Source organism: Streptomyces sp. AM25 (assembly GCF_058146165.1).
The window spans coordinates 19,148-43,806 of the sequence record NZ_JBKIWN010000020.1 but is presented as its reverse complement, the minus strand read 5'-3'; the positions used below and the strand labels follow the sequence as shown (position 1 = coordinate 43,806).

Annotated in this window: 21 protein-coding genes and 1 tRNA gene; 8 read left to right on the top strand and 14 right to left on the bottom strand. The window is 70.7% G+C overall.

All coding sequences use genetic code 11. From position 1 onward, the window contains the following. Window positions 1–28: 28 nt before the first annotated feature. From rodA to folC, 8 genes are all read right to left on the bottom strand, one after another. Window positions 29–1,228 carry a rod shape-determining protein RodA gene (gene rodA, locus ACLHRZ_RS25895; RefSeq protein ID WP_490420919.1) on the bottom strand — a complete coding sequence of 400 codons (1,200 nt, stop codon included), beginning with the start codon at window positions 1,226–1,228 and terminating at the stop codon, window positions 29–31. Then, entirely contained in the window at window positions 1,225–3,426 is a 2,202-nt protein-coding gene (gene mrdA, locus ACLHRZ_RS25890) for a penicillin-binding protein 2 (RefSeq protein WP_490421078.1), read from the bottom strand. Before mrdA ends, rodA begins: the two co-directional genes overlap by 4 nt. 5 nt (window positions 3,427–3,431) lie before the next feature. Continuing rightward, entirely contained in the window at window positions 3,432–4,175 is a 744-nt protein-coding gene (gene mreD / locus ACLHRZ_RS25885; protein ID WP_490420918.1) for a rod shape-determining protein MreD, read from the bottom strand. 13 nt (window positions 4,176–4,188) lie between these two features. Beyond that, a complete protein-coding gene (gene mreC, locus ACLHRZ_RS25880) occupies window positions 4,189–5,121 on the bottom strand; it encodes a rod shape-determining protein MreC (protein WP_490420917.1) in 933 nt (310 codons plus the stop codon). Between the two features lie 163 nt (window positions 5,122–5,284). After that, complete coding sequence (locus tag ACLHRZ_RS25875) at window positions 5,285–6,304, bottom strand: rod shape-determining protein (RefSeq protein WP_004950903.1); 1,020 nt, start codon at window positions 6,302–6,304, stop codon at window positions 5,285–5,287. Window positions 6,305–6,591: 287 nt separating this feature from the next. After that, on the bottom strand, window positions 6,592–7,005 hold the full coding sequence (gene ndk, locus ACLHRZ_RS25870) for a nucleoside-diphosphate kinase (RefSeq protein WP_490420916.1): 414 nt from the start codon (window positions 7,003–7,005) through the stop codon (window positions 6,592–6,594). Between the two features lie 160 nt (window positions 7,006–7,165). Next, window positions 7,166–7,522 (bottom strand): DUF4233 domain-containing protein, encoded by a 357-nt coding sequence (locus tag ACLHRZ_RS25865; protein WP_490420915.1) that lies wholly within the window; start codon window positions 7,520–7,522, stop codon window positions 7,166–7,168. A 1-nt stretch (window position 7,523) separates the two neighbouring features. Then, complete coding sequence (gene folC / locus ACLHRZ_RS25860; RefSeq protein WP_490420914.1) at window positions 7,524–9,062, bottom strand: bifunctional tetrahydrofolate synthase/dihydrofolate synthase; 1,539 nt, start codon at window positions 9,060–9,062, stop codon at window positions 7,524–7,526. A 101-nt stretch (window positions 9,063–9,163) separates the two neighbouring features. Between folC and ACLHRZ_RS25855 the strand changes: the two genes are divergently transcribed. From ACLHRZ_RS25855 to ACLHRZ_RS25835, 5 genes are all read left to right on the top strand, one after another. Then, window positions 9,164–10,321, top strand: a complete 1,158-nt coding sequence (locus ACLHRZ_RS25855) for a sensor histidine kinase (protein WP_490420913.1) — start codon at window positions 9,164–9,166, stop codon at window positions 10,319–10,321. After that, complete coding sequence (locus tag ACLHRZ_RS25850; protein WP_490420912.1) at window positions 10,318–11,004, top strand: response regulator transcription factor; 687 nt, start codon at window positions 10,318–10,320, stop codon at window positions 11,002–11,004. The genes ACLHRZ_RS25855 and ACLHRZ_RS25850 overlap by 4 nt, the downstream gene beginning before the upstream one ends. Before the next feature lie 208 nt (window positions 11,005–11,212). Next, window positions 11,213–12,340: a non-hydrolyzing UDP-N-acetylglucosamine 2-epimerase gene (wecB, locus tag ACLHRZ_RS25845; protein ID WP_490420911.1), complete on the top strand. Its 1,128-nt coding sequence runs from the start codon at window positions 11,213–11,215 to the stop codon at window positions 12,338–12,340. Window positions 12,341–12,391: 51 nt separating this feature from the next. Then, window positions 12,392–13,756 carry an XrtP-associated glycosyltransferase gene (locus ACLHRZ_RS25840; RefSeq protein WP_490420910.1) on the top strand — a complete coding sequence of 455 codons (1,365 nt, stop codon included), beginning with the start codon at window positions 12,392–12,394 and terminating at the stop codon, window positions 13,754–13,756. Window positions 13,757–13,873: 117 nt separating this feature from the next. Next, window positions 13,874–15,082: a hypothetical protein gene (locus ACLHRZ_RS25835; protein ID WP_490420909.1), complete on the top strand. Its 1,209-nt coding sequence runs from the start codon at window positions 13,874–13,876 to the stop codon at window positions 15,080–15,082. Between the two features lie 159 nt (window positions 15,083–15,241). Here the strand turns inward: ACLHRZ_RS25835 and ACLHRZ_RS25830 are convergent, their stop codons facing one another. Beyond that, a complete protein-coding gene (locus ACLHRZ_RS25830; RefSeq protein WP_490420908.1) occupies window positions 15,242–17,863 on the bottom strand; it encodes a valine--tRNA ligase in 2,622 nt (873 codons plus the stop codon). Window positions 17,864–17,961: 98 nt separating this feature from the next. Here ACLHRZ_RS25830 and ACLHRZ_RS25825 point away from each other — a divergent pair, with 98 nt between their 5' ends. The 3 genes from ACLHRZ_RS25825 (at window position 17,962) to ACLHRZ_RS25815 (ending at window position 19,905) form a co-directional block, all read left to right on the top strand. Continuing rightward, complete coding sequence (locus ACLHRZ_RS25825; protein WP_490420907.1) at window positions 17,962–18,228, top strand: hypothetical protein; 267 nt, start codon at window positions 17,962–17,964, stop codon at window positions 18,226–18,228. Next, window positions 18,225–18,623, top strand: coding sequence for a PIN domain-containing protein (locus ACLHRZ_RS25820; RefSeq protein WP_490420906.1), 399 nt, complete (start codon window positions 18,225–18,227; stop codon window positions 18,621–18,623). The genes ACLHRZ_RS25825 and ACLHRZ_RS25820 overlap by 4 nt, the downstream gene beginning before the upstream one ends. 289 nt (window positions 18,624–18,912) lie before the next feature. Then, window positions 18,913–19,905 (top strand): hypothetical protein, encoded by a 993-nt coding sequence (locus tag ACLHRZ_RS25815; protein ID WP_490420905.1) that lies wholly within the window; start codon window positions 18,913–18,915, stop codon window positions 19,903–19,905. A gap of 70 nt (window positions 19,906–19,975) precedes the next feature. On the opposite strand, the gene clpX is transcribed toward ACLHRZ_RS25815, so the two are convergent. The 5 genes from clpX to ACLHRZ_RS25790 all read right to left on the bottom strand — a co-directional run bounded on the left by clpX (window position 19,976) and on the right by ACLHRZ_RS25790 (window position 24,650). Beyond that, window positions 19,976–21,265, bottom strand: a complete 1,290-nt coding sequence (clpX, locus tag ACLHRZ_RS25810) for an ATP-dependent Clp protease ATP-binding subunit ClpX (protein WP_490420904.1) — start codon at window positions 21,263–21,265, stop codon at window positions 19,976–19,978. Window positions 21,266–21,428: 163 nt separating this feature from the next. Beyond that, a complete protein-coding gene (locus ACLHRZ_RS25805) occupies window positions 21,429–22,109 on the bottom strand; it encodes an ATP-dependent Clp protease proteolytic subunit (protein ID WP_490420903.1) in 681 nt (226 codons plus the stop codon). Between the two features lie 55 nt (window positions 22,110–22,164). Next, on the bottom strand, window positions 22,165–22,770 hold the full coding sequence (locus ACLHRZ_RS25800; protein ID WP_490421077.1) for an ATP-dependent Clp protease proteolytic subunit: 606 nt from the start codon (window positions 22,768–22,770) through the stop codon (window positions 22,165–22,167). A gap of 284 nt (window positions 22,771–23,054) precedes the next feature. Beyond that, a complete protein-coding gene (gene tig, locus ACLHRZ_RS25795) occupies window positions 23,055–24,437 on the bottom strand; it encodes a trigger factor (RefSeq protein ID WP_490420902.1) in 1,383 nt (460 codons plus the stop codon). Window positions 24,438–24,573: 136 nt separating this feature from the next. Beyond that, window positions 24,574–24,650 (bottom strand) — tRNA-Pro (locus ACLHRZ_RS25790). Window positions 24,651–24,659: the final 9 nt, after the last annotated feature.

Below are 24,659 nucleotides of genomic sequence, written 5' to 3'. Positions count from 1 at the left end.
AATGCTCCGGAAGCCCGGACGGCAGACCCTATGCCGTCACGGGCCGCTGCACCCGGATCGACTGGAGCAGGCCGACGGCGATCCAGGCGGCGAACATGGAGGAGCCGCCGTAGGAGACGAAGGGCAGCGGCAGGCCCGTCACGGGCATGATGCCGAGCGTCATGCCGATGTTCTCGAAGCTCTGGAAGGCGAACCAGGCGACGATCCCGGCGGCCACGATCGCGCCGTAGAGCTCGGTGGTCCCGCGGGCGATCCGGCAGGCGCGCCAGAGCACGACGCCGAGCAGCAGGATGACGGCGCCTGCGCCGATGAAGCCGAGCTCCTCCCCCGCCACGGTGAAGATGAAGTCGGTCTGCTGCTCGGGGACGAACCGGCCGGTGGTCTGGGAGCCGTGGAAGAGGCCGGAGCCGGTCAGGCCGCCCGAACCGATGGCGATCCGGGCCTGGTTGGTGTTGTAGCCGACGCCGGTGGGGTCGAGGGCGGGGTTGGCGAAGGCGGCGAAACGATTGATCTGGTAGGAGTCGAGGATCCCGAGCTGCCAGATGAGCAGGCACCCCGCGACGCCGGCCCCGAGCAGGCCCGCGAGCCAGCGCCGGGAGGCGCCGGAGGCGAGCAGTACGGCGAGCACGATCACCACGAGCACCATCACGGAGCCCAGGTCGGGCATCAGCAGGATGACGAGCGTGGGCAGGGCGGCCACGCCCAGGGCCCGGAGGACGGCGCGGCCGTCGGGGTGGCGCTGTTCGCCGGCGTCCACCTTGGCGGCCAGCAGCATCGCCATGCCCAGCGCGATGGTGATCTTCGTGAACTCGGAGGGCTGGACGGAGAATCCGCCGCCCAGCTGGATCCAGGAGCGGGCGCCGTTGATGGTGGCGCCGAGCGGGGTGAGCACGGCGGCGGTGAAGAGCACCGAGACCGCGTAGAGCAGCGGCACGGCACCGCGCAGCCGGTGGTGGCCGATCCGGACGACGCCGAAGGCGAGGGCGAGCCCGATGCCGGTGTTGAGGACGTTGCGCAGCAGGAAGTAGGAGGGGTCGCCGTGGGTGAGCTCGGTGCGCCCGCGGGTGGCGGAGTAGACCAGCAGGGTGCTGATGCCGGAGAGGGCGAGGGCGGCGAGCAGCATCACCCAGTCGAGGCGGCGCAGGACGGAGTCGCGGGCGGTGAGCCGGGACCAGATGCCGCGTTCGGGTGCGGTCCGGCGGACCGGGGCGTGGCCCAGGAGGGTCACCGGTCGTCCTCCCTTCTGCCGGGCGAGGCGGACGGGCCGTCGGACGGGGACGGGGAGCCGGAGGCCGGGGCGTCGGAGGAGGACGCGGAGGGCGACGGCGAGGGCGCGTCGATGTGCTGGGCCTCGATGCTGCCGTCCTTCTCGATCTTCGGCAGCCGGGCCTCCGGGTGCGGCAGGAGCGCCTTCTTCTCGTTGACCTTGCCCTGCTCGTCGACCCCGTAGAGGGCGTTGTAGATGTTGCGCACGGCGGGCCCGGAGGCGCCGGAGCCGGTGCCGCCCTGGGAGATCGTCATCACGACCGTGTAGTCGGAGGTGTAGGTGGCGAACCAGGAGGTGGTCTGCTTGCCGTAGACCTCTGCGGTACCGGTCTTGGCGTGCATGGGGATCTGCTTCTGCGGCCAGCCCTGGAAGCGCCAGGCCGCGGTGCCCTGGGTGGCCACGCCCGCGAGCGCCCCGTCGATCTGGTCGCGCAGCTTGGCGTCGAAGGGCAGCCGGCCGTGCGCGGTGGGCTTGATCTCGCGGACGTGCTTGCCGTCGGGGCTGACGATGGCCTTGCCGACGGTGGGGTTGTAGAGGGTGCCGCCGTTGCTGATGGCCGCGTAGATGTCGGCCATCTGGACGGGCGTGACGAGCGTGTCGCCCTGGCCGATCGAGTAGTTGACGGAGTCACCGGCGCGCATCCGCATGCCGGACTCGCAGTTCTCCTTGGCGATCTTCCCGGCGTAACTGTCGTCGGTCTTGCCCTGCTTGCACCAGGACTCCTGGTTGGCGTCCCAGTACCGCTTCTTCCACTCGCGGTCCGGGACCCGGCCGCGGACCTCGCCCGGCAGGTCGATGCCGGTCTCCTTGCCGAGGCCGAACCGGTGGGCCGTCTTGTAGAACCAGTCCGCGGGGTGCTTGGGGTTGTTGCCGCCGTCCTTCTGCCACTGGCGGTAGGCCAGGTCGTAGAAGACGGTGTCGCAGGAGACCTCCAGTGCCTGGCCGAGGTCGATGGGGCCGTAGCCCTTGGACTCGTAGTTCTGGAAGACCTGGTTGCCGATGCTGTACGAGCTGGAGCAGTTGTAGTGGTCGGTGAACGCGTTGCCGGCGGCGACGGCGGCCGTCGTGGAGACCACCTTGAAGATGGAGCCGGGGGCCGCCTGGCCCTGGATGGCCCGGTTGAGCAGCGGGTAGTCGGAGTCCGGCCCGGTGAGCGCCTTGTAGTCCTTGGCGGAGATGCCGCCGACCCAGGCGTTGGGGTCGTAGGCGGGGTTGGAGGCCATGGCCACCACGCGCCCGGTCTTCGACTCCATGACGACGACGGCCCCGGCGTCGGCCTTGTAGTTGGTGCCGGTGTTGCGGTCGGTCTCCTTGCGGGCGTCCTTCATCGCCTGGTCCAGCTCGCGTTCCGCTATGGCCTGCACGCGGGCGTCGATGCTGGTGACGACGTTGGCACCGGGCACGGCCTTGTCGCTCCTGGCCTTGCCGATGACGCGGCCGAGGTTGTCGACCTCGTAGCGGGTGACGCCGGCCTTGCCGCGCAGCTCGGAGTCGTACTGTCGCTCCAGGCCCGAGCGGCCGACCTGGTCGGAGCTCATCAGCGGGGTGCTGGTCTTCTTGGCCTCCTTCACCTCGTCGTCGGTGACGGGCGAGAGGTAGCCGAGGACCTGGGCCGTGTTGGAGCCGCCGGGGCCGCTGTAGCGGCGCACGGCGGTGGGTTCGGCGGTGATGCCGGGGAAGTCCTCGGCGCGCTCGCGGATCTGCAGGGCCTGCTGGGTGGTGGCCTGGTCGGTGACCGGGATGGGCTGGTACGGGGAGCCGGCCCAGCAGGGCTTGGGCGTCTTGGCGTCGCACAGCCGCACCTTGGCGGCGAGCTCCTCGGGCGGCATGCCCAGCACCCCGGCGAGGCGGGCGAGGACGGTTCTGCCCTTGTCCTTCATCCGCATCAGGTCGGTGCGGTTGGCGGAGACGACCAGGCGGGTCTCGTTGTCGGCGAGCGGCACGCCGCGGGCGTCGAGGATCGAGCCGCGGGTGGCGGGGGCGACGACCTGCTGGATGTGGTTGTTGGCGGCCTCGGCGGTGTACTGGTCGCCGTTGCGGATCTGCAGGTACCAGAGGCGGCCGCCGAGGGTGAGCAGGAGCGAGACGACGAGGATCTGAAGGATGATCAGGCGGATCGTGACCCGTGAGGCCCGTCCGCTCTCCGGCACCTTGGGCACCTTGCTCACAGCTTCTTGACCCCCTTCACACCTTTGATCCCCTTGATCCGCCCCGGCTTGCGCACCGAGGTGAGCATGCCCGGGCTGCGCCGGCCGCCGATGCCGCCGCCCCGGCCGCCGCGGAAGGCGCTGCGCAGTCCGCCGCGGAAGCCGCCGGTGGAGACCCGGAAGCTGCCGCCGGACATCCGGCCGTACCCGCCGTCGCCCGCGGCCGCCGTGACGGGCGTGCCGTCGCCGGTGAGCGAGTCGCCCACGGTGCGCCGGGCCAGCGCCATGATCACCGGCACCGTGAAGGGGGCGAGCAGCAGATCGTAGAGCGCGGCGGTGAGCACCAGCCCGGTCAGGCCCACGTGGCGGGCGGCGGTGTCGCCGACGAGGGCGCCGACACCCGCGTAGAGCAGGGTGGAGACGACGGCCGCGCCGGCCACGACGACCATGGGCAGAGTGGCCGAACGCAGCTGCCCGCTCTCGGGTTTGGCGAGGCCCACGAGGTAGCCGACCACGCACAGCACCAGGGCGTAGCGGCCGGTGGCGTGGTCGGCGGGCGGCGCGAGGTCGGCGAGCAGCCCGGCGCCGAAGCCGACGAGGGCGCCGGCGGTGTGCCCGTAGACCAGGCCGAGCCCGACGACCACGAGGAGCAGCAGGTCGGGGACGGCTCCGGGCAGATGCAGCCGGGCGAAGACGCTCACCTGCACGACGAGGGCCACCATCACGAGCACCGTCGAGAGCAGGATCCGGTTGAGACGCATCGTCAGTCCTGGGTCAGTCGCTGGGAGACGCGGAGGGTGCGGGGGAAGCCGTGACGGTCACGGTGGGGGTGGGCTTGGGGGCTTCCGGCTTGGGCGGCAGGACGCTGTCGCGCGGGTCCTCGCGGGGCGGCTGGACGACGACGCCGACGAGGTCGAGCTTGCTGAAGCCGACGAAGGGGCGCACCTGGAGGGTGCGGGTCAGGCCGCCGCCGGAGGGCTCGACGCGGACGACCTCGCCGACCGGGACACCGGGGACGAAGGGCTTGTCCCTGCTGGAGCCGAAGGTCACCAGGCGGTCGCCGCGGTGCACGGAGGCCTTGCCGTTGAGGAGTTCGACGCGCAGGGTGCTGTCGCCCTGGCCGTTGGCGAAGCCGAGTTCGCCGCTCTTCTCCATGCGGGTGCCGACGGTGAACTTGGGGTCGCTGGCGAGCAGCACGGTGGAGGTGGAGGGGGCGACGGTGGTGACGCGGCCGACGAGGCCGTCGCCGTTGATGACGGTCATGTCGCGCCTGACGCCGTCGTTGCTGCCGATGTCGATCGTGACGGTCCAGGAGAAGCCCTGGGCCGCTCCTATGGCGATGACCTGGGCGCCCTTGATGCCGTACTGCCCGGCGCCCGCGGTCTTCAGCAGGCGGTCCAGGTCGCGGAGCCGGCCCTTGTTGCGGTCGTCGCTGCCGAGCCGCTGCTTGAGCGCGGTGTTCTCGCGCTCCAGGGCGGTGATGCGGCGGCTGCGGTCGCCGGAGTCCCGCACGGCGGCCAGGGCGTTGCCGACGGGGTCGACGGCGGCGGCGACACCTTTCTCCACGGGGCCGAAGGCGGAGGCGGCGGCATGCCGGGCACCGTCGAGCGGGGACTGCTCACCGCCGCGGATGTCCACCGTGATCAGCGCAAAGGCGATCGCGATCAGCAGCACCAGCAGCAGCCGGCTCTCTCGTGTGTCCCTCACGTGCGGCGGCGTGCCCTTCTCGTCGGACCGTTCCGCTGCGGGTACGGACGGTCATCGGAAGCGTTCTGCCTGTATATCAGGTTGTTTCCCGGCGGCGGGGGTGCGCCGGGCGCCGCGGTGACCGCCGCCCGCCGCCGGCTCGGCGACGGGCGGACCCGCTGCCTCACCGCCGGGGCTGGGCGTCCAGGACCTGCTGCAGGGCCTCGAACTCCTCGACGCACTTGCCGGAGCCGAGGGCGACCGAGTCCAGCGGGTCCTCGGCGATGTGGATCGGCATGCCCGTCTCGCGGCGCAGCCGCTCGTCCAGGCCGCGCAGCAGGGCACCCCCGCCGGTAAGAACGATGCCGCGGTCCATGACGTCACCCGACAGCTCGGGCGGGCACTTGTCGAGGGTGGTCTTGACCGCGTCGACGATGGAGTTGACGGGCTCCTCGATGGCCTTGCGGACCTCGGCCGCCGAAATCACCACGGTCTTGGGCAGACCGCTGACCAGGTCGCGGCCGCGGATCTCGGTGTGCTCGTCCTGCTCCAGGTCGTACGCCGAGCCGATGGTGATCTTGATCTGCTCGGCGGTGCGCTCGCCGAGGAGGAGGCTGTACTCCTTCTTGATGTGCTGGATGATCGCGTTGTCCAGCTCGTCGCCCGCGACCCGGATGGACTGGGCCGTGACGATGCCGCCGAGCGAGATGACCGCGACCTCGGTGGTGCCGCCGCCGATGTCGACGACCATGTTGCCGGTGGCCTCGTGGACGGGCAGGCCCGAGCCGATCGCGGCGGCCATCGGCTCCTCGATGATGTGCACCTGGCGGGCACCGGCCTGGGTGGAGGCCTCGATCACGGCCCGGCGCTCGACCCCGGTGATGCCGGAGGGCACACAGACCACCACGCGCGGACGGGCCATCCAGCGACGCTTGTGGATCTTGAGGATGAAGTAGCGGAGCATCCGCTCGGTGATCTCGAAGTCGGCGATCACGCCGTCCTTGAGCGGACGGACGGCGACGATGTTCCCCGGGGTGCGGCCGATCATCTTCTTGGCCTCGGCGCCCACTGCGAGGATGCCGCCGGTGTTGGTGTTGATGGCGACGACAGACGGCTCGTTGAGGACGATCCCGCGGCCTCTGACGTACACCAGCGTGTTGGCGGTCCCGAGGTCGACAGCCATGTCACGGCCGATGAACGACATATTGTTCCCCATGAGGATACGTCTGGCCTTCCCAACTGGAGCGATTGCTTACTTGAGGTCGGCAGGTGGTGCGCTGCGGGCGCGGGAGCACTTCATCGTAGTCTCGCGCGGCGGTGGGGCGCGGCGCGAGGGTTCCTCCGCCATTGTCGGCAGAACACAAGCGCGCCCCCGTAATGGTGACGTCGTGTCGGAGTGAGAGGTTCCCTCGTTCGCTCCGCATATGCCAGGGGGCGACCGACAATTAATCGGTCGCCCCTGATCAGAATGGGTGCATCTCTGATCGGCTATCAGGCGAGGCCAGGAAAGAAAATCTTGATTTCCCGCTCTGCGGACTCCTCGGAGTCCGAGGCGTGGATGAGGTTCTCGCGGGTGATGGTGCCGAAGTCGCCACGGATCGAGCCGGGGGCCGCCGCGATCGGGTCCGTCGGGCCGGCCAGGGCGCGGACGCCCTCGATCACGCGCTCGCCCTCGACGACCATGGCGACGACCGGGCCGGAGGCCATGAAGCCCATCAGCGGCTCGTAGAAGTCGCGGCCCTCGTGCTCGGCGTAGTGCTGCTCCAGGGTCGCGCGGTCCAGGGTGCGCAGCTCCAGCGCGCCGATCGTCCAGCCCGCCTTGCGCTCGATCCGGCCGACGATCTCGCCGATCAGGCCACGCCGGACGGCGTCGGGCTTGAGAAGGACGAGGGTGCGCTGGCTCATGTGGCGGCTCCTTGTGATCAGTGCGGTTGCCGCAGAGGGTACAGGGGCACCCGGCACGGCCGGTACCGGGTCCCTGCGCAGGTCAGACGAGTACCGCGCCCCGAAGGGGCGCGGGGAACCGCGCGATCGGCCGAAGCCGGCCCGCAGCCGCCCACGATGGTCACGCCGTTTCCGGCGCCGCCTCCTCGCTCATGCGCGCGAAGCGCGCCTTCGCTTCGTCGATCTTGCGGCCGAAATGGACCGAGCACCACCACAGGCCGGCGAAGACGACGCCGAGGATGAACATCACCGGGACCACGAAACCGCTCGCGATCAATGCGGCCTGCAGCGCCCAGCCCAGCACTATCCCGCCCGGCCTGGTGATCATTCCGCAGAGCAGCACGCTCAGCACCATCGTGGTCCCGCAGACCGCCCAGACCGTGGCCGTCGACAGGCCCGGGTCCTTCATGGCCACCAGACCGGCGAATCCGATGACGAAGAATTCACCGATCAGAGTGCTCGCGCACAGCGTCCGCATCTCACTTCCTTCCCAGGAGCAGCCGGGCCTCGCCGACCGTGATCACCGAACCGGCCACCAGCACACCGGCGCCCGCGTACTCGTCCTCCTCCTCGGCGAGGGTGATCGCCGCCTCCAGGGCGTCGTCCAAGCGCGGTTCGACCTGCACCCGCTCGGCGCCGAAGACCTCCACCGCCACCGCGGCGAGCTCGTCGGCGTCCATCGCGCGCTGGGTGGAGTTGCGGGTGATGACGACCTCGGCGAAGACCGGCTCGAAGGCCTCCAGCAGGCCGCGCACGTCCTTGTCGGCGCTGGCGCCGATCACGCCGATGAGACGGCTGAAACCGAACGCCTCGCCCACCGCCTCGGCGGTTGCACGGGCGCCCGCGGGGTTGTGCGCGGCGTCCAGCACCACCGTGGGGCTGCGGCGCACCACTTCGAGACGGCCCGGCGAGGTGACCGAGGCGAAGGCCCGGCGCACGGTGTCGAGGTCGAGCGTGCGGGCGTGCTCCGAGCCGATGCCGAAGAACGCCTCGACCGCGGCCAGCGCGACGGCGGCGTTGTGCGCCTGGTGCGCGCCGTAGAGCGGGAGGAAGACCTCCGGGTAGTCGCCGCCGAGGCCGCGCAGCGTCAGCAGCTGGCCGCCGACGGCGACCTCGCGGGCGGTGACGCCGAACTCCATGCCCTCGCGGGCCACCGTGGCGTCGACCTCGACCGCGCGCTTGAGGAGCACCTGCGCGGCGTCCACCGGCTGCTGGGCGAGCACCACCGTGGCGTCGGGCTTGATGATCCCGCCCTTCTCCTGGGCGATCTCGCCGGGCGTGGAGCCGAGCCGGTCGGTGTGGTCGAGGGCGATCGGGGTGACGACGGCGACCGTGCCGTCCACGACGTTCGTCGCGTCCCACGAGCCGCCCATGCCGACCTCGACGACCGCCACGTCCACCGGGGCGTCGGCGAAGGCCGCGTAGGCCATGCCGGTGAGCACCTCGAAGAAGGAGAGGCGGTGCTCCTCGCGCTCGTCGACCATCTGGACGTACGGCAGGATGTCGCGGTACGTCTCGATGAAGCGCTCGGCCGCGATCGGGGCGCCGTCCAGGCTTATGCGCTCGGTCACGGACTGGACGTGCGGGCTGGTGTAGCGGCCGGTGCGCAGGTCGAAGGCGGCCAGCAGGGCCTCGATCATGCGGGCGGTGCTGGTCTTGCCGTTGGTGCCGGTGATGTGGATCGACGGGTAGGCGCGCTGCGGCTCGCCGAGGACGTCCATCAGCGCCTCGATGCGCGACAGCGAGGGGTCGAGCTTGGTCTCGCCCCAGCGCCCCGCCAGCTCGGCCTCCACCTCGCGCAGCGCCCGGTCCACCTCCGGGTCCTCCGGGCGGGCCGGAACGGCATCGCCCTGAGGCGGCCCGGCCATGGTGCGCAGGGTGCGGCTCCCGGCCTCGATCACGGCCAGGTCGGGGTCGCGGTTCGTCTCGGCTTCAGTGATTTCGGCAAACTCGTCGGCTTCGCCGGAGTTGCCGGATTCATGGTCGCCGGTCTCGTCGTTCAGGGGGCGCTCGCTCACGCCGACCAGTCTACGGAGCCGGGCCGACAGACCCGGCAAGGGCCGCTCCCGGAGCCGTCCAAGCGGAGCAGGACGTTCCGGAATGCCCTAGGTTTTTGTCCGTGGATGAGGAGAAAAGTCCACGCGGCTGTGGCCCGCACGGCTGCGAGCACCGGGACCGCCTGCAGGCGGTCCTGGAGGCGCTGCCCTCCGGAGCGGTCCTGCAGAGCCCGGAGGACGAGGTGCTGGCCGTCAACCGCCGGTTCGTCGAGATGTTCGACCTGGAGGGCCGGGCCGACCTCTCCCCCGGCGCCTCCATGCGGCCGCTCGTCCCCCTCGTCCGGGCCTTCTTCACCGCCGGCTTCGAGGGCCCCCGCACCCCGGGCGAGATCCTCGCCCGCCGGCACGTCCACCGGGTCGCCGAGATCCCCCTCGTCGACGGGCGCGTCATCCGCCGCCAGGTCGAGCCGCTGCGCCGCGGCGAGGAGTACCTCGGCGGGATGTGGCTGTTCACCGACATCACCGAGCACAAACGCCGCGAGCGCGACGCCGAACGCGACAACGTGGAGCTCACCGAGCTGGCCCGGCAGCGCAACTCCTTCACCGCCGCCGCCTCGCACGAGCTGCGCACCCCGCTCTCCTCGATCCTCAGCTTCTGCGACCTGCTGCGGGACCCGAACTTCGGTGCGCTCGGCGACGAGCAGTCCCGACTCCTCGACGCCGTCCACCGCAACGCGGACCGGATGCAGCGCGTCATCGCCGACCTGCTGCTCACCACCCGGATGCGGGCCACCGGGCCGCCGCTGGAGTTCGGGCCCGTCGACGTGCCCGCGATGCTGCAGGACGCGGTCATGGACCACATGGCCCGGAGCGCAGGCAGCACCTCCCACGTCTTCACCGTCCTGGACTGCACGCCCGGCCCCGTCCTGCGCGGGGACCGGCACCGGCTCCAGCACGTACTGGGCAACCTGCTGGAGAACGCGGCCAAGTTCACCCCGCCCGGCGGGCGGATCACCGTCACGGCGGCGCCGCACGAAGGCCACTGGCGGATCGAGGTCGCCGACACCGGGATCGGCATCCCCGAGGCGTCCCGCGCGGAGATCTTCAACGGCTTCGTCCGGGCGCCCAACGCCCGGAGCGGCGACTACCCGGGCACCGGGCTGGGCCTCGCGATCAGCCGGACGGTCGTGGAGCAGCACGGCGGCACGCTGACCGCCGGCGGCCGGGAGGGCGAGGGCGCGGTCTTCACCATCGGGCTGCCCGTCGGGGGGCCGGCATGACCCGGGTGCTCGTCGTCGAGGACGACCCCGACCTCGCACTCGCGCTGCGCACCCTGCTGACGCGCGCGGGGTACGAGGTCGTCCACGCCGGCAACGGGCGCGACGGGCTCCGCCTGCTCTTCGCCGAGCGGCCCGCGCTGATGCTCCTCGACATCGAACTGCCCGGGATCGACGGCTGGCAGGTGCTGGAGCGCACCCGGGACATGAGCGACCTGCCCGTCCTGCTGCTGACGGCGCGGGGCGCCGAGACCGACCGGGTGCGCGGCCTGCGGGCCGGGGCGGACGACTACCTGCCGAAGCCGTTCGGCAACGACGAGCTGCTGGCCCGGGTCGAGGCGCTGCTGCGGCGCAGCGCGCCCGCCGCCGGCTGGGCCGGCGACTCCTTCGGCGAGGACGGGCTGCGGCTCGTGCCGGAACGCCGCTCGGCGGTGTGGCAGGGCCAGGAGGCGCGGCTCAGCGACATCGAGTACCGGCTGCTGCAGCTGCTCGTCCGCAACCGGGGCCGCGTGCTCACGACGGACCAGCTGCTGGACCGGGTCTGGGACGACCCGGAGGGGACGGGGCGGGAGCGGGTGAAGTTCGCCGTGATGCGGTTGCGGCGCAAACTGCGCCAGGCGGCCGGTGACGAAGCGGCGGACCCCCTGGAGGCGGTCAGGGGCTTGGGGTACCGATACCGGGGCTGACGTCCTGGGGGCTCCGCCCCCGGACCCGGTTGTCCTGTGCGGGCCGACTGTGGCTGGTCGCGCAGTTCCCCGCACCCCTTACGGGACGCCCCGCCCCGCCCCAAAAAACCGCTACCGTCCGGCAACCGAACCTCATCCGGCGACGCAACCGTCGCCCCTCAGGCTCTGGAGCTGTCACCGCCCCCGCCAGCCCCAGGAGAGCCCCCGCATGTCCCTGCCGCCCCGCAGCATCGTCATCGTCCTCGGCACCCGCCCCGAGCTCGTCAAGCTCACGGACCTCTGCCGTCTCCTGGGACCCGCCGCCCACCTGATCCACACCGGGCAGCACTACGACGAGGCGCTGTCGGGCCGCTTCCTGACCGAGCTCGGGCTGCCCGAGCCCACCTTCCTCACCGGCGTCGGCGGGCAGCCGCGCGCCGTGCAGATATCCGCCGCGCTCGGCCAGCTCGACGAGCTGTTCACCGCCGAGCCGCCGCTCGCCGTCGTCGTCCAGGGCGACACCAACGCCTCCCTCGCCGGCGCGCTGGCCGCCAACGCCCACGGCATCCCCCTGCTGCACGTCGAGGCCGGGCTGCGCAGCCACGACCGCAACATGCCCGAGGAGCACAACCGCGTGCTCATCGACCGCATCGCCGACGTGCTGTGCGCCGCCACCGAGGACAACCGCGCCAACCTGCTCGCCGAGGGCATCGACGACGCACGCATCGCCGTCACCGGCAACACCGTGGTCGAGGCCGTGCACGGCCGGCTCCCGGCCGCCGCCGAGCGGTCGGCGCTGCTCGCGCGGCACGGGCTGACCGCCGACGCGTACGTCCTGGCGACCGTCCACCGCCCCGAGAACACCGACTCCGCCGACGCCCTGCGCGCCATCCTCACCGAGCTCGGCGCCCTGGCCACGGCCGAGCGCCCGGTCGTGCTGCCGCTGCACCCGCGCACCCGGGCCCGTGTCGAGGCCGCCGGGCTGACGGACCTGCTCGCCCCGCTCACCGTGAGCGCCCCGCTGGGCTACTCCGAGTTCCTCGCCCTGGCCCGGCACTCCGCGCTGCTGGTGTCCGACTCCGGCGGCATCCAGGAGGAGTGCACCGTGCTGGGCCGCCCGCTGGTCGTCGTGCGCCGCTCGACCGAACGGCCCGAGGCCATGGCCGACTTCGCGGACCTGGTCGAGCCCGGCCCGGCGATCGGTGAGGCCGCCCGCCGGCGACTGGCGGAGGGCCCCGCGGGCCTGGCCCGCCTGGCCGCCCTGCCGAGCCCCTTCGGGGACGGCACCGCGTCCGAGCGGATCGTCGCGCTGCTGACGACCGTCACCGCCCCGCAGCAGCTGGCCGCCGCCGCGTAACCGCCGCCCCACCGACGCACGTTCACACCCTCCCCGGAGTTTTACCCCCGCATGTTCTCCAGCCCCTTCCTGCTCGCGTTCCCCTTCTTCCTCCTCCTCTGCTTCCTCCTCTACTGGGCCGGCGCCCGTCACGCCTACCTGCGGCGGCCCGAGGCCGAGCCCGGCGACGCCGACGCCCTCGACTGGCACTTCTTCGTGCCCTGCCGGGACGAGGAGGCGGTCGTCGGCACGACCGTCGGCCGGCTGCGCGCCGACCACCCCCGCGCGCACGTCTGGGTCATCGACGACGACAGCGACGACCGCACCGGCACCATCGTGGCCGGGCTCGCCGAGGAGGACCGCCGCGTCCACCTCGTGCGCCGCCACCGCCCCAACGCCCGCCAGGGCAAGGGCGCGGCGCTCAATGCCGCGTACGACGAGCTGAACCAGTTCCTGTCGAAGCACACCGACCGCGAGCGCGTCGTCGTGTGCGTCATCGACGCCGACGGCCAGCTCGACCCGAACGCCCTGGACATCGTCAGCGGCCCGGCCGGCTTCGGCGACCCCGAGACCGGCGGCGTGCAGGTCAGCGTCCGGATGCGCAACGCCGGCGACCCCCGCCCGCTCCCGGACCGCGGCCGCGTGCGCAACGCCTTCGCCCGGCTCCTGGTCCGCATGCAGGACATGGAGTTCTCCGTCTCCAACGCCGGCATGCAGCTGCTGCGCGGCCGCACCGGCTCCGTCGGTCTCGGCGGCAACGGGCAGTTCACCCGTCTCGCCTCCCTGGACCGCATCGCCGCCGCCGAGCGGCGCCCCTGGCAGCGCGGCGCCCTGCTGGAGGACTACGAGCTCGGCCTGCACATGATCCTCACCGGTGACCGCATATCCCACATAGCCGACACCTGGGTCTCCCAGGAGGGCCTGCCGCACGGCCGCCGCTTCCTCACCCAGCGCACCCGCTGGGCGCAGGGCAACCTGCAGTGCGTCCGCTACGCGCCGCGCATCGTCTCCTCGCGCCACTACGGCGGCAAGGGCGTCCTGGAGACGCTGTACACCTTCCTCCAGCCGGTCGCCCACCTGGTCACGCTCGCGCTCTGCGCCGTGATGTTCGTCCTCCTCGGCCTGACCGCCGCCGAGGACGGCCCCGGCGAGGCGTTCGGCGGCATGCTGGCGCTGTGGCCGCTGGTGCTCGCCCTGGCCGTGGTCTCGGTCATGCCGTTCGTGCTGTGGGGCCCGGTCTACCGCCGGGACCGCGCGTCCGATGCCTCGTTCCTGGCCGCCCTGCTGTGGGGCCTGGCGCTGTGGCTGTACGCGTACCACCTCTTCCCCGCCTCCGCCCGCGGCTTCGTCCGGATGCTGCGCGGCCGCAACGGCTGGGCGAAGACGCGGCGCAACGCCGAGACGGTCGAGTCGGGCCCGGTCGCCATCGAGGCCTGACCGGAATGACGTGAGTCACTTCTTCGCCGATCGAGGCAACCTCCACCTCCGTTCCGCCATCTGACCGCCGGTGATATTCATGCCCGGGACCGGTTCCGGGTGGCGGAACGGAGCGTTGTGCGCACCCGACAACTCAGCAATCGGATGCACTTGCTGCTGCTGACTGCGTGGACCGTGCTGTGGTTCGCCGTGGTGGAGCCCAACGGCGGCTTCTCCTGGCACTACTTGCGCACCGGCGGCGAGCTGATCTACGACGGGTCCGGCGGCACGGGCGGGCTCAACCTCTACGCCCACCACCCCGAGCTCCAGATGGGCCCGATCAGCTTCCTGGTCGCGGGAGTGTTCAACCCCTTCTCGGAGCACGCCGGCCAGTTCCTCGCGGCCGCGCTGATGTCCGCCCTCGGCCTGGTGATCGTGGTGCTGGCCGGGCGCAGCGCCGCCACCCACTTCCTCGGCACGGGCACCAACCACCAACGGCTGCGGCAGCGCGTGCTGATCGCCGGGGCGGCGTTCATCCCCATGTGGATCGAGGTCTCGGTCCGCTTCGGACACCTCGACGACGTACTCGCCCTGTTCTTCACGGCGTTGGCCGTGTGGTTCCTGACGCGCTGCAACGCCGCCGCCGTCGGCGCCTGCCTCGCCCTGGCGATGGACTCCAAGCCGACCGCACTGGCCTTCCTGCCGCTGATCCTCGCCCTGCCCCGGGAACGCTGGATGCGGGCGGTGCTGTGGTGCGTGGGCCTGGTGGCCGTCGCCTGGCTGCCGTTCTTCATCATGGACCCGCACTCCTTCGCGGCCGCGAAGTTCACCATCCCCAACAACCCGGCGTCCGCGCTGCGTTGGCTGGGCGCCAACGACCCCGAGACGCCCGACTGGGCCCGCCCCGCGCAGGCCGCACTGGGCCTCGCACTGGGCGCGATCGCGGTGTGGCGGGGCCGCTGGGCGGCGGTCGTCCTGCTGGGCGCCAACGCCCGCATCGTCCTCGACCCGAGCGTCTACACCTACTACACGGCCTCCGTGCTGCTCGGCACCCTGCTGTGGGACGTGTGCGGGCAGCGGCGCCTGGTGCCGTGGTGGAGCTGGATCGCTCTGATCGTGCTCTACGGCAGCGTGTTCGTCGTGCCGGACGACTCGGCACGCGGATTCATCCGCCTCGTCTTCGTGGCGGTCACCACGCTGTACGTCCTCTTCGCCCCGGTCCGCGACCGCCGCGAGCGCAACAAGGACAGACCCCTCAACCGCCTGGAGGAGGAGCCTGTGGAGGGCCCGTGGGGGCCGATGTGGGACCCGGGCAGGACGAGGCCGTGGGACGCACGAAGCCGATAAGGGAAATCCCCGCGCCCCGTAAGGGGGCGCGGGGATTGTTGCATCCGGATCCCGTGCCCCGTCAGGGGCGCGGGGGTTACCTGCACGTAGCCGCATCCTGCGCCCCGAAGGGGCGCGGGGAACTGCGCGACCGGCCACAGCCGGCCCGCAGCCGACGAACTACGCCTGCGGCAACGCCGCCAGCTGCCCGCTGATCCGCTCGATGTCGGCCTCGGCGGCAGCCTTCCGCTTCTGGATCTTCTCCTTGACCGCGTCCGGCGCCTTGGCCAGGAACGCCTCGTTCCCCAGCTTGGCGTTCGCCTGCGAAAGCTCCTTCTCCGCGGCAGCGAGATCCTTCGCCAGCCGCTTCCGCTCGGCCTCGAAGTCGATCACGCCCGAGAGGTCGAGGGCAACGGTGGCCCCGGCCACCGGCAGGGTCGCGGTGGCCTGGAAGCCCTCCCCGGCCGGCTGCAGCCGCAGCAGCTGACGGATCGCGGCCTCGTGGGCCGCGAGCGCCGTGCCGGACAGCTCCAGCTGCGCCGGAACCTTCTGACCCGGCTGCAGCCCCTGGTCCGAGCGGAAGCGCCGCACCTCGGTGATGACCCGCTGCAGCTCCTCGATCTCCCGCTCGGCGGCGGCGTCGCGGAAGCCGCTGTCGGCCGGCCACTCGGCGACGACGACCGACTCCTTGCCGGTGAGCGCGGTCCACAGCGTCTCGGTGACGAACGGGACGACCGGGTGCAGCAGGCGCAGCGTGACGTCCAGGACCTCGCCGAGGACGCGCGCCGAGACCTTGGCCGGCTCGCCGCCGCCCATGAACGTGGTCTTGGACAGCTCGACGTACCAGTCGAAGACCTCGTCCCACGCGAAGTGGAAGAGCGTGTCCGTGAGCTTCGCGAACTGGTAGTCGTCGTAGTACGCGTCGACCTCGGCCACGACGGAGTTGAGCCGCGAGAGGATCCAGCGGTCGGTGGCCGACATCTGCTCCGCGGACGGCAGTTCACCCTCGACGGTGGCACCGTTCATCAGCGCGAAGCGCGTCGCGTTCCACACCTTGTTGGCGAAGTTGCGCGAGCCCTGGACCCAGTCCTCGCCGATCGGCACGTCCACACCGGGGTTGGCGCCGCGGGCGAGGGTGAAGCGGACGGCGTCGGAGCCGTACTTGTCCATCCAGTCAAGCGGGTTGACCGCGTTGCCGAAGGACTTCGACATCTTCTTGCCGAACTGGTCGCGGACCATGCCGTGCAGGGCGATGGTGTGGAACGGCGGGGTGCCGTCCATCGCGTAGAGGCCGAACATCATCATCCGGACGACCCAGAAGAAGAGGATGTCGTAGCCGGTGACGAGGACGGAGTTCGGGTAGAACTTCTGGACGCTCTCGGTCTGCTCGGGCCAGCCGAGCGTGGAGAACGGCCACAGGCCGGAGGAGAACCAGGTGTCCAGGACGTCGGTCTCCTGGTGCCAGCCCTCGCCCGCCGGAGGCTGCTCGTCCGGGCCGACGCAGACCATCTCGCCGTCCGGGCCGTACCAGACCGGGATGCGGTGGCCCCACCACAGCTGGCGCGAGATGCACCAGTCGTGCAGGTTGTCGACCCACTCGAAGTAGCGCTTCTCCATCTCCTGGGGGTGGATCCTGACCTTGCCCCCGCGGACGGCGTCGGCCGCGGCCTTGGCCAGCGGGGCGGTCCTGACCCACCACTGCATGGACTGGCGCGGCTCGAGCGTCGTCTTGCAGCGCGAGCAGTGGCCCACGGAGTGGGTGTACGGGCGCTTCTCGGCGACGATCCGGCCCTCGGCGCGCAGGGCGCCGACGATCGCGGAGCGGGCCTCGAAGCGGTCCAGGCCGAGGAAGGGGCCGTGGACGGTGATGACGCCGTGCTCGTCGAGGACGGTCAGCGAGGGCAGGTCGTGCCGGCGGCCGATCTCGAAGTCGTTCGGGTCGTGGGCCGGGGTGACCTTGACGGCGCCCGTGCCGAACTCGGGGTCGACGTGCTCGTCGGCGACGACCGGGATGCGGCGGCCGGTCAGCGGCAGCTCGATCTCGGTGCCGATGAGGTGCCGGTAGCGCTCGTCCTCGGGGTGGACGGCGACGGCGGTGTCACCGAGCATCGTCTCGGCGCGGGTCGTCGCGACGACGATGGAGGCGTCCCCCTCGCCGTAGGTGATCGAGACGAGCTCGCCGTCGTCGTCCTGGTACTCCACCTCGATGTCCGAGATGGCGGTGAGGCAGCGCGGGCACCAGTTGATGATGCGCTCGGCGCGGTAGATCAGCTCGTCGTCGTAGAGCTTCTTGAAGATCGTCTGGACGGCTTTGGAGAGACCCTCGTCCATGGTGAAGCGCTCGCGCGACCAGGCGACACCGTCACCGAGGCGGCGCATCTGGCCGGAGATCTGCCCGCCGGACTCCGCCTTCCACTGCCAGACGCGCTCGACGAACGCCTCGCGGCCGAGGTCGTGCCGGGACTTGCCCTCCTTGGCCAGCTCGCGCTCGACCACGTTCTGCGTGGCGATGCCGGCGTGGTCCATGCCGGGCTGCCACAGCACCTCGAAGCCCTGCATGCGCTTGCGGCGCGTGAGCGCGTCGATCAGCGTGTGCTCGAACGCGTGGCCGAGGTGGAGGGAGCCCGTGACGTTCGGCGGCGGGATGACGATCGTGTACGGCTCTTTGTCGCTCTGCGCGTCGGCCTCGAAGTAGCCCCGCTCTACCCAGCGCTCGTACAGCGGCCCCTCTACTTCGGCCGGCGCGTACTGGGTCGGCAGTTCGGGGACGCTGTGCGGTTGCTGCTGAGTGTTATCGGTCACGGGGGAATTCTACGGGGCGGGGGCGGAGGCTCACGAACCCGTTTCCGACCTCGGGCGTTCCCCTGCGAGACCTCCTCTACCGTCAGTAGAGTGGGTTTATGGCAGACGAAACAAGCATCAAGGTGAGCGTGAGCACACGCGACCGCCTGGCGGCCCTGGCCGCCGAGCACAACACCACCATTCGCAGCCTGGTCGATGAGCTCGCCCAGGCGGAACCCACCCAGGACGAGCTCCTTGAGCGCGCCGAGCAGGCCCGCGCCGAACTCGCCGCCGCCCTCGGCGTCACCGTCAGCGCCGAGGCCGAGACCAACGCCCGCGTCCTGCTGCAGCGCCTCGCCGCCGGGCGGGGGACGAAGGCCGCGTGAACCCCATCGCGGTCGTCCTCGACCACACGACCTCGACCGCCCTCCACGACCCCAAGGACCCGGCCAACGAAGCAGTGGCCGCGTTCTACGTGCAGGCTTCCGGCGGCCTCGGCACCCTCTACGCACCCGTCCTCGCTCTGGCCGCCGCCGACATCACCCGCCCCGGCGTCCTGCCCTACATCACCGGCCTGCGCTTCATCACCACCGAGCCGCTCGACACCGACGCCGCCACCACCGCCACCGAGCTCGTCCGCGCCGGACACGGCTGGGCAACAGCACACGCAGTGCACATGGCACGCCCTTCCGCCCGGTTCCCCGATGGGCGCTTCCTGCTCACTCTGGATCCCGAGTTGTACAACGGCACCGGCGTGCAAGCCGTGCATCCCGGGCAATAGCCGTCACCCTCGCCCCTGGCGTCGGCCGACGCCCCGAAGAGGGCCCGGCCGACGGTCGAGGGCGGCGCCGTACTCAAGTGCCGGAACGTGTACCCCCCACCGCCGACGAGGCGGGCGCCTTCGCGGCGAAGGTGCGTCACGACATGCGGGTGGAAATCCCGAACTGATCCCTCGAATGTTCCAGAACCGTTGCCGCCCCGACGTAAGTCCGGAATAAGCCATCGGGAAGGATGGCTCGGAACTGTCGCGCGAGAGACCTGCGTCGAGCCGAAGAGTCGAAGAGGAATCAATGAGCTACAACCAGCCGGGCCCGTACGGCCAGCCCCCGCAGCCGCCCCAGGGGCCCAACCCGTACGGCCAGGGCGGCGCCCCCGGCCAGCCCGGCTACGGCTACCCGCAGCAGGCCCCGCCGCCGCAGTCCCCCTACGCCGCCCCGCCGGTCCAGCCGCCGTACGGCGCCCCGCAGCAGCCCCAGCAGGGCGGTTGGGGCCAGCCCCCGCAGCCCCCGCAGCAGGGCGGCTGGGGCCAGCCGGGCATGCCGGGTCCGTACGCCCAGCCCCAGCCCCCGAAGAGCGGCGGCGCCGGCAAGGGCATCGCGATCGCGGTGGGCGCGCTGGTGGTTGTGGGCGCGGTCATCGGCGGCATCGTGTTCTTCTCCGGCGGCGGCAGCGGCGGCGGCAAGGTGAAGCCGTACACGATCGTCCTGCCGGACTCGCTGCTGGACGGGCAGTTCACCAAGGCGCCCACGCCCCCCGGCAGCCAGACCACCCAGGACCTCTCCAACAACGAGAAGACCAAAGCCCTCGGCATCGACAACGCCACAGCCGTCTCTGGTGGTTACACCAACACCCAGAAGCAGAGGCTGACGGTGGCCGGGGCCTACGGCGACGTCCCCGACCCGGCGAAGACGGTCGACGCCGCGCTCGCCCAGATGGACGAGAACGAGAAGAAGGCCGGCGCCCAGTACCACGCCACCTACGACACGACCTCGCCCGCCACCGAGTACCACCCCGGCGGCTTCGACGGCGCGGTGATGAAGTGCCTGTCCAAGAAGACCACCATCTCCATGGGCACCATGACCAGCAACGCCGAGACCAGCACCTGCATTTGGGCCGACAGCAGCGCCGTCGGCATCGTCCAGCACACGGTGCCGAAGGTCTCCGGAGGCATCGCCGGCGGCATGGGTGCGGGCGGCGCGGGCGCCACCGGTGACGTGATGTCCCCCAAGGACCTCTCCGACGCAACGGCCAAGATCCGCACCGCAGTCCGCAAGGACAAGTAACCCCGCACAACAGTGGAGGGGGCGCCCACCGGGCGCCCCCTCATACGTTTCTGCTCAGCAACGGCAAGCGCTACGCGCTCTTCTCGTGCCGCTCGTCCTTGCGCACGATGCGCGGCTCCCGCGGCACCAGCGTCGGGTTCACGTTCGAGTGGACGACGTCCTCGGTGATGACGACCCGCGCCACGTCCTTGCGCGACGGGACCTCGTACATCACGGACATCAGGACTTCCTCCATGATGGCACGCAGGCCGCGCGCACCCGTGCCGCGCAGGATCGCCTGGTCCGCGATCGCTTCGAGCGCCGGGCGGTCGAAGTCCAGCTCGACACCGTCGAGTTCAAACAAGCGCTGGTACTGCTTCACCAGCGCGTTGCGCGGCTCCACCAGAATCTGGAGCAGGGCCTCGCGGTCCAGGTTGTGGACCGATGTGATGACCGGGAGGCGGCCGATGAACTCCGGGATCATCCCGAACTTCACCAGGTCCTCCGGCATGACCTCCTGGAACTGGTCGCTCGCCTCGATCTCGCGCTTGGAGCGGATCGTGGCGCCGAAGCCGATGCCCTTCGCGCCGGCCCGCGACTCGATGATCTTCTCCAGGCCGGAGAACGCGCCGCCCACGATGAACAGGACGTTCGTCGTGTCGATCTGGATGAACTCCTGATGCGGGTGCTTGCGGCCGCCCTGCGGGGGCACCGACGCCGTCGTGCCTTCCAGGATCTTCAGCAGCGCCTGCTGGACGCCCTCGCCCGACACGTCCCGTGTGATCGACGGATTTTCGCTCTTTCGGGCGACCTTGTCGATCTCGTCGATGTAGATGATGCCGGTCTCGGCCTTCTTGACGTCGTAGTCGGCGGCCTGGATCAGCTTCAGGAGGATGTTCTCGACGTCCTCGCCGACATAGCCGGCCTCCGTCAGGGCCGTGGCGTCGGCGATGGCGAACGGGACGTTGAGCATGCGGGCCAGCGTCTGCGCGAGCAGCGTCTTGCCGGAGCCCGTGGGGCCGAGCAGCAGGATGTTGGACTTGGCCAGTTCGATGCCGTCGTCGCGGTTGTGGCCGCCGTTCTCGCCGGCCTGGACGCGCTTGTAATGGTTGTAGACGGCGACGGAGAGGGCCTTCTTGGCGGCCTCCTGGCCGACCACGTAGCCCTCGAGGAACTCGTAGATCTCACGGGGCTTGGGGAGTTCCTCCCAGCGCACCTCGGAGGTCTCCGCGAGCTCTTCCTCGATGATCTCGTTGCAGAGGTCGATGCACTCGTCGCAGATGTAGACACCAGGACCCGCGATGAGCTTCTTCACCTGCTTCTGGCTCTTGCCGCAGAACGAGCACTTGAGCAGATCGCCGCCGTCACCGATGCGTGCCACGAGGTGCTTCCCCTTCGCCTGGGATCCGCCCAGTTCCGCGGACCCGAGTGCTTGCCTATCGACGGTACCTTGCCGGGCCCCCCGTGCGGGCCCCCCTTGGACCTACTCGGCCAAGGGGGGTACCGGCGGCACACTGCCCGGGAGTGAGGCCCGGGCCGGTCTCTCAGACCGCCACGGACGACTTGCGCGTGGTGACGATCTGGTCCACCAGACCGTACGCCAGCGCGTCCTCGGCGGTGAGGATCTTGTCGCGCTCGATATCGTCGCGGATCTTATCGATGGGCTGGGTGGAGTGCTTGGCCAGCATCTCCTCCAGCTGCGTGCGCATGCGCATGATCTCCTTGGCGGCGATCTCCAGGTCGGAGAGCTGCTCGCGGCCCGTCTGGCTGGACGGCTGGTGGATCAGCACACGGGCGTTGGGCAGCGCCATGCGCTTGCCGGGGGTGCCGGCGGCCAGCAGGATCGCGGCGGCGGAGGCGGCCTGGCCCATGCAGACCGTCTGGATGTCCGGCTTCACGAACTGCATCGTGTCGTAGATGGCCGTCAGGGCCGTGAACGAGCCGCCGGGGCTGTTGATGTAGATCGAGATGTCCCGGTCCGGGTCCATCGACTCCAGGCACAGCAGCTGCGCCATGACGTCGTTGGCGGAGGCGTCGTCGATCTGCACGCCCAGGAAGATCACGCGCTCCTCGAAGAGCTTCGCGTAAGGGTCGTACTCGCGGACGCCCTGGGAGGTGCGCTCGACGAAGCGCGGGACGACGTAACGGGCCTCGGCCTGGGGGCCGGTGTAGAGGCCGCTGGCGGAGGCCAGGGGGGACGAGATGTTCATGCGGGTGTTCACCATCCTGGTGGCGGTCGGTGGGCTGGGAGGTGGCTTTCCGGCGGTACTCGCGAGGCCGTCAGGCCCCGGTGCCGCCGCCGCCCGGAACGCCGGAGGCGTGCGTGATGATCTCGTCGATGATCCCGTACTCCTTGGCCTCCTCGGCCGTGAACCAGCGGTCACGGTCACCGTCGCGGATGATCGTCTCCACCGTCTGGCCGGTGTGCTCGGCCGTGATCTTGGCCATGCGCTCCTTGGTGCGGAGCAGCTGCTCGGCCTGGATCTTGATGTCCGAGGCGGTGCCGCCGAGGCCCGCGGAGCCCTGGTGCATGAGGATGTCGGTGTTCGGGAGGGCGAAGCGCTTGCCCGCGGTGCCACCGGTCAGCAGGAACTGGCCCATCGAGGCCGCGAGGCCCATGCCGATCGTGACCACGTCGTTCGGGATGTACTGCATGGTGTCGTAGACCGCCATGCCGGCCGTCACCGAGCCGCCGGGGCTGTTGATGTAGAGGTAGATGTCCTTGGTCGGGTCGGCTGCCAGGAGGAGCATCTGCGCGGTGATCTTGTTCGCGATCTCGTCGTCGACCTGCTGGCCGAGGAAGATGATCCGCTCCCCGAGCAGCCGGTTGTAGACCTGGTCGCCGAGGCCACCACCGATGGCGATCTCACCGGCGGCGGAAGGCATCAGATTCGTCACGTATCCACCTGCTCGTCTCTGACGGCAACGGGCCGTCTCCGCGTCTTCTCTGAGGGCCGGGACCGGCGCGGCCGGACTGCTTCCCGCGCGCTGCCGGAGTCTCCCCTGCCCTCGTATCTACGGACCCTAACGCGCTGGTCGGCAGGCGCCATCCCGCATCCGTAACTGTTCGCTCTGAGCGCAGGTTCCCCCAGGGCTCCGGGAAGCGCGACGGGCCCGGGCCGCCACCCCTGCGGGGGTGCGGTCCGGGCCCGTACGAAGAGCGGCGAGGATCAGGCCTCGGTGCCCTCGGCGGCGGCCTCGGCGACCTCGGTGGCGGACTCGGCGATCTCGGCAGCCTCGTCTTCGTCCTCCAGGTCGACGACGTTGCCCTCGGTGTCCTTGACCGTGGCGGCCTCGACGACGGTGGCCAGCGCCTTGCCGCGGGCGACCTCGCCGACGAGCATCGGCACCTGGCCACCCTCGACGACAGCCTGGGCGAACTGGTCGGGGCTCATGCCGGAGGACTGGGCGCGGCGCATGAGGTGCTCGGTGAGCTCCTCCTGGTCGACGCCGACCTCCTCCTTGCTGACGATCTCGTCGAGGACGAACTGGGTCTTGATGCCCTTCTCGGCCTGCTCCTTGAGCTCGGCGTCGAACTCCTCGGCGGACTTGCCCTGGATCTCCAGGTACTTCTCCAGGTTCATGCCCATCTGGCCGAGCTGGTGGTGCTCGAGGTTGTGCTTGCGGGTCTTGATCTCGTCCTCGAGAAGCTTCTCGGGCATCGGGACCTCGACCAGCTTCAGGAGCTCCTCGAGCACCTTCTCCTGGGCCTGGGTGGCCTGGTCGAACTTCTTCATGCGGGCGAGGCGCTTGCGGCTGTCGGCCTTGAGCTCGTCCAGCGTGTCGAACTCGCTCGCCAGCTGCGCGAAGTCGTCGTCCAGCGCGGGCAGTTCACGGGACTTCACCGCGGTGACGTCGACCTTGACCTCGGCCTCCTTGCCCTCGGCGGAGCCGCCCTTGAGCTCGGAGGTGAAGGTCGCGGTGCCGCCGGCCTCGAGACCGGTGACGGCCTCGTCGATGCCGTCCAGCAGCTGGCCGGAACCGATGGTGTAGTCGATGCCCTTGGCGACGCCGTCCTCCAGGACCTCGCCGTCGACCTTGGCCTCGAGGTCCACCGTGACGATGTCGCCCTCGGCGGCGGCGCGCTCGACGGGGGCGGTGGTGGCGAAGCGCTCACGCAGCTGCTCGACGGACTTCTCGATGTCCTCGTCGGTCACCTCGGCGACGTCGACGGTGACCTCGATGCCGGAGTAGTCCGGGATCTCCAGCGCGGGGCGGATGTCCACCTCGGCGGTGAAGGCCAGCAGCTCGTTGTCCTTGAGCTCGGTGATGTCGACCTCGGGCTGGCCCAGCGGGCTCAGCTCGGCCTCGTTGACCGCCTCGGTGTAGAACTTCGGAAGCGCGTCGTTGACGGCCTCCTCCAGCACCGCGCCACGGCCGAAGCGCTGGTCGATCACGCGGGCGGGGATCTTGCCCTTGCGGAAGCCCTTCACCGTGACCTGCTGGTTGATCTTCTTGTACGCCGCGTCGAGGCTGGCCTTGAGCTCCTCGAAGGGCACCTCGACAGTGAGCCGAACCCGGGTCGGGTTCAGGGTCTCCACGGCGCTCTTCACGGTTCGGTCTCCTTGGGGCTGACTGCTTGGGTTTCTGCTGATGATGTTCAGCGGATCGCGCGCGGTAGAGAAGACACACAGACGCGCAGCTTGCATAGTAACCGCAAGCAGGATGAGCCCCACAATGTGATCTTGCTGGTCGGGGTGGCCGGATTCGAACCGACGACCTTCCGCTCCCAAAGCGGACGCGCTACCAAGCTGCGCCACACCCCGTAAGTGCGA

Coding starts and splice junctions, on each gene's coding strand:
- mreD (WP_490420918.1), bottom strand. CDS start 4,175: ATGCGTCTCAACCGGATCCTGCTCTCGACGGTGCTCGTGATGGTGGCC.
- ACLHRZ_RS25875 (WP_004950903.1), bottom strand. CDS start 6,304: ATGTCGTTCATCGGCCGTGACATGGCTGTCGACCTCGGGACCGCCAAC.
- ndk (WP_490420916.1), bottom strand. CDS start 7,005: ATGAGCCAGCGCACCCTCGTCCTTCTCAAGCCCGACGCCGTCCGGCGT.
- ACLHRZ_RS25865 (WP_490420915.1), bottom strand. CDS start 7,522: ATGCGGACGCTGTGCGCGAGCACTCTGATCGGTGAATTCTTCGTCATC.
- ACLHRZ_RS25850 (WP_490420912.1), top strand. CDS start 10,318: ATGACCCGGGTGCTCGTCGTCGAGGACGACCCCGACCTCGCACTCGCG.
- wecB (WP_490420911.1), top strand. CDS start 11,213: ATGTCCCTGCCGCCCCGCAGCATCGTCATCGTCCTCGGCACCCGCCCC.
- ACLHRZ_RS25840 (WP_490420910.1), top strand. CDS start 12,392: ATGTTCTCCAGCCCCTTCCTGCTCGCGTTCCCCTTCTTCCTCCTCCTC.
- ACLHRZ_RS25825 (WP_490420907.1), top strand. CDS start 17,962: ATGGCAGACGAAACAAGCATCAAGGTGAGCGTGAGCACACGCGACCGC.
- ACLHRZ_RS25815 (WP_490420905.1), top strand. CDS start 18,913: ATGAGCTACAACCAGCCGGGCCCGTACGGCCAGCCCCCGCAGCCGCCC.
- ACLHRZ_RS25805 (WP_490420903.1), bottom strand. CDS start 22,109: ATGGTGAACACCCGCATGAACATCTCGTCCCCCCTGGCCTCCGCCAGC.
- ACLHRZ_RS25800 (WP_490421077.1), bottom strand. CDS start 22,770: ATGCCTTCCGCCGCCGGTGAGATCGCCATCGGTGGTGGCCTCGGCGAC.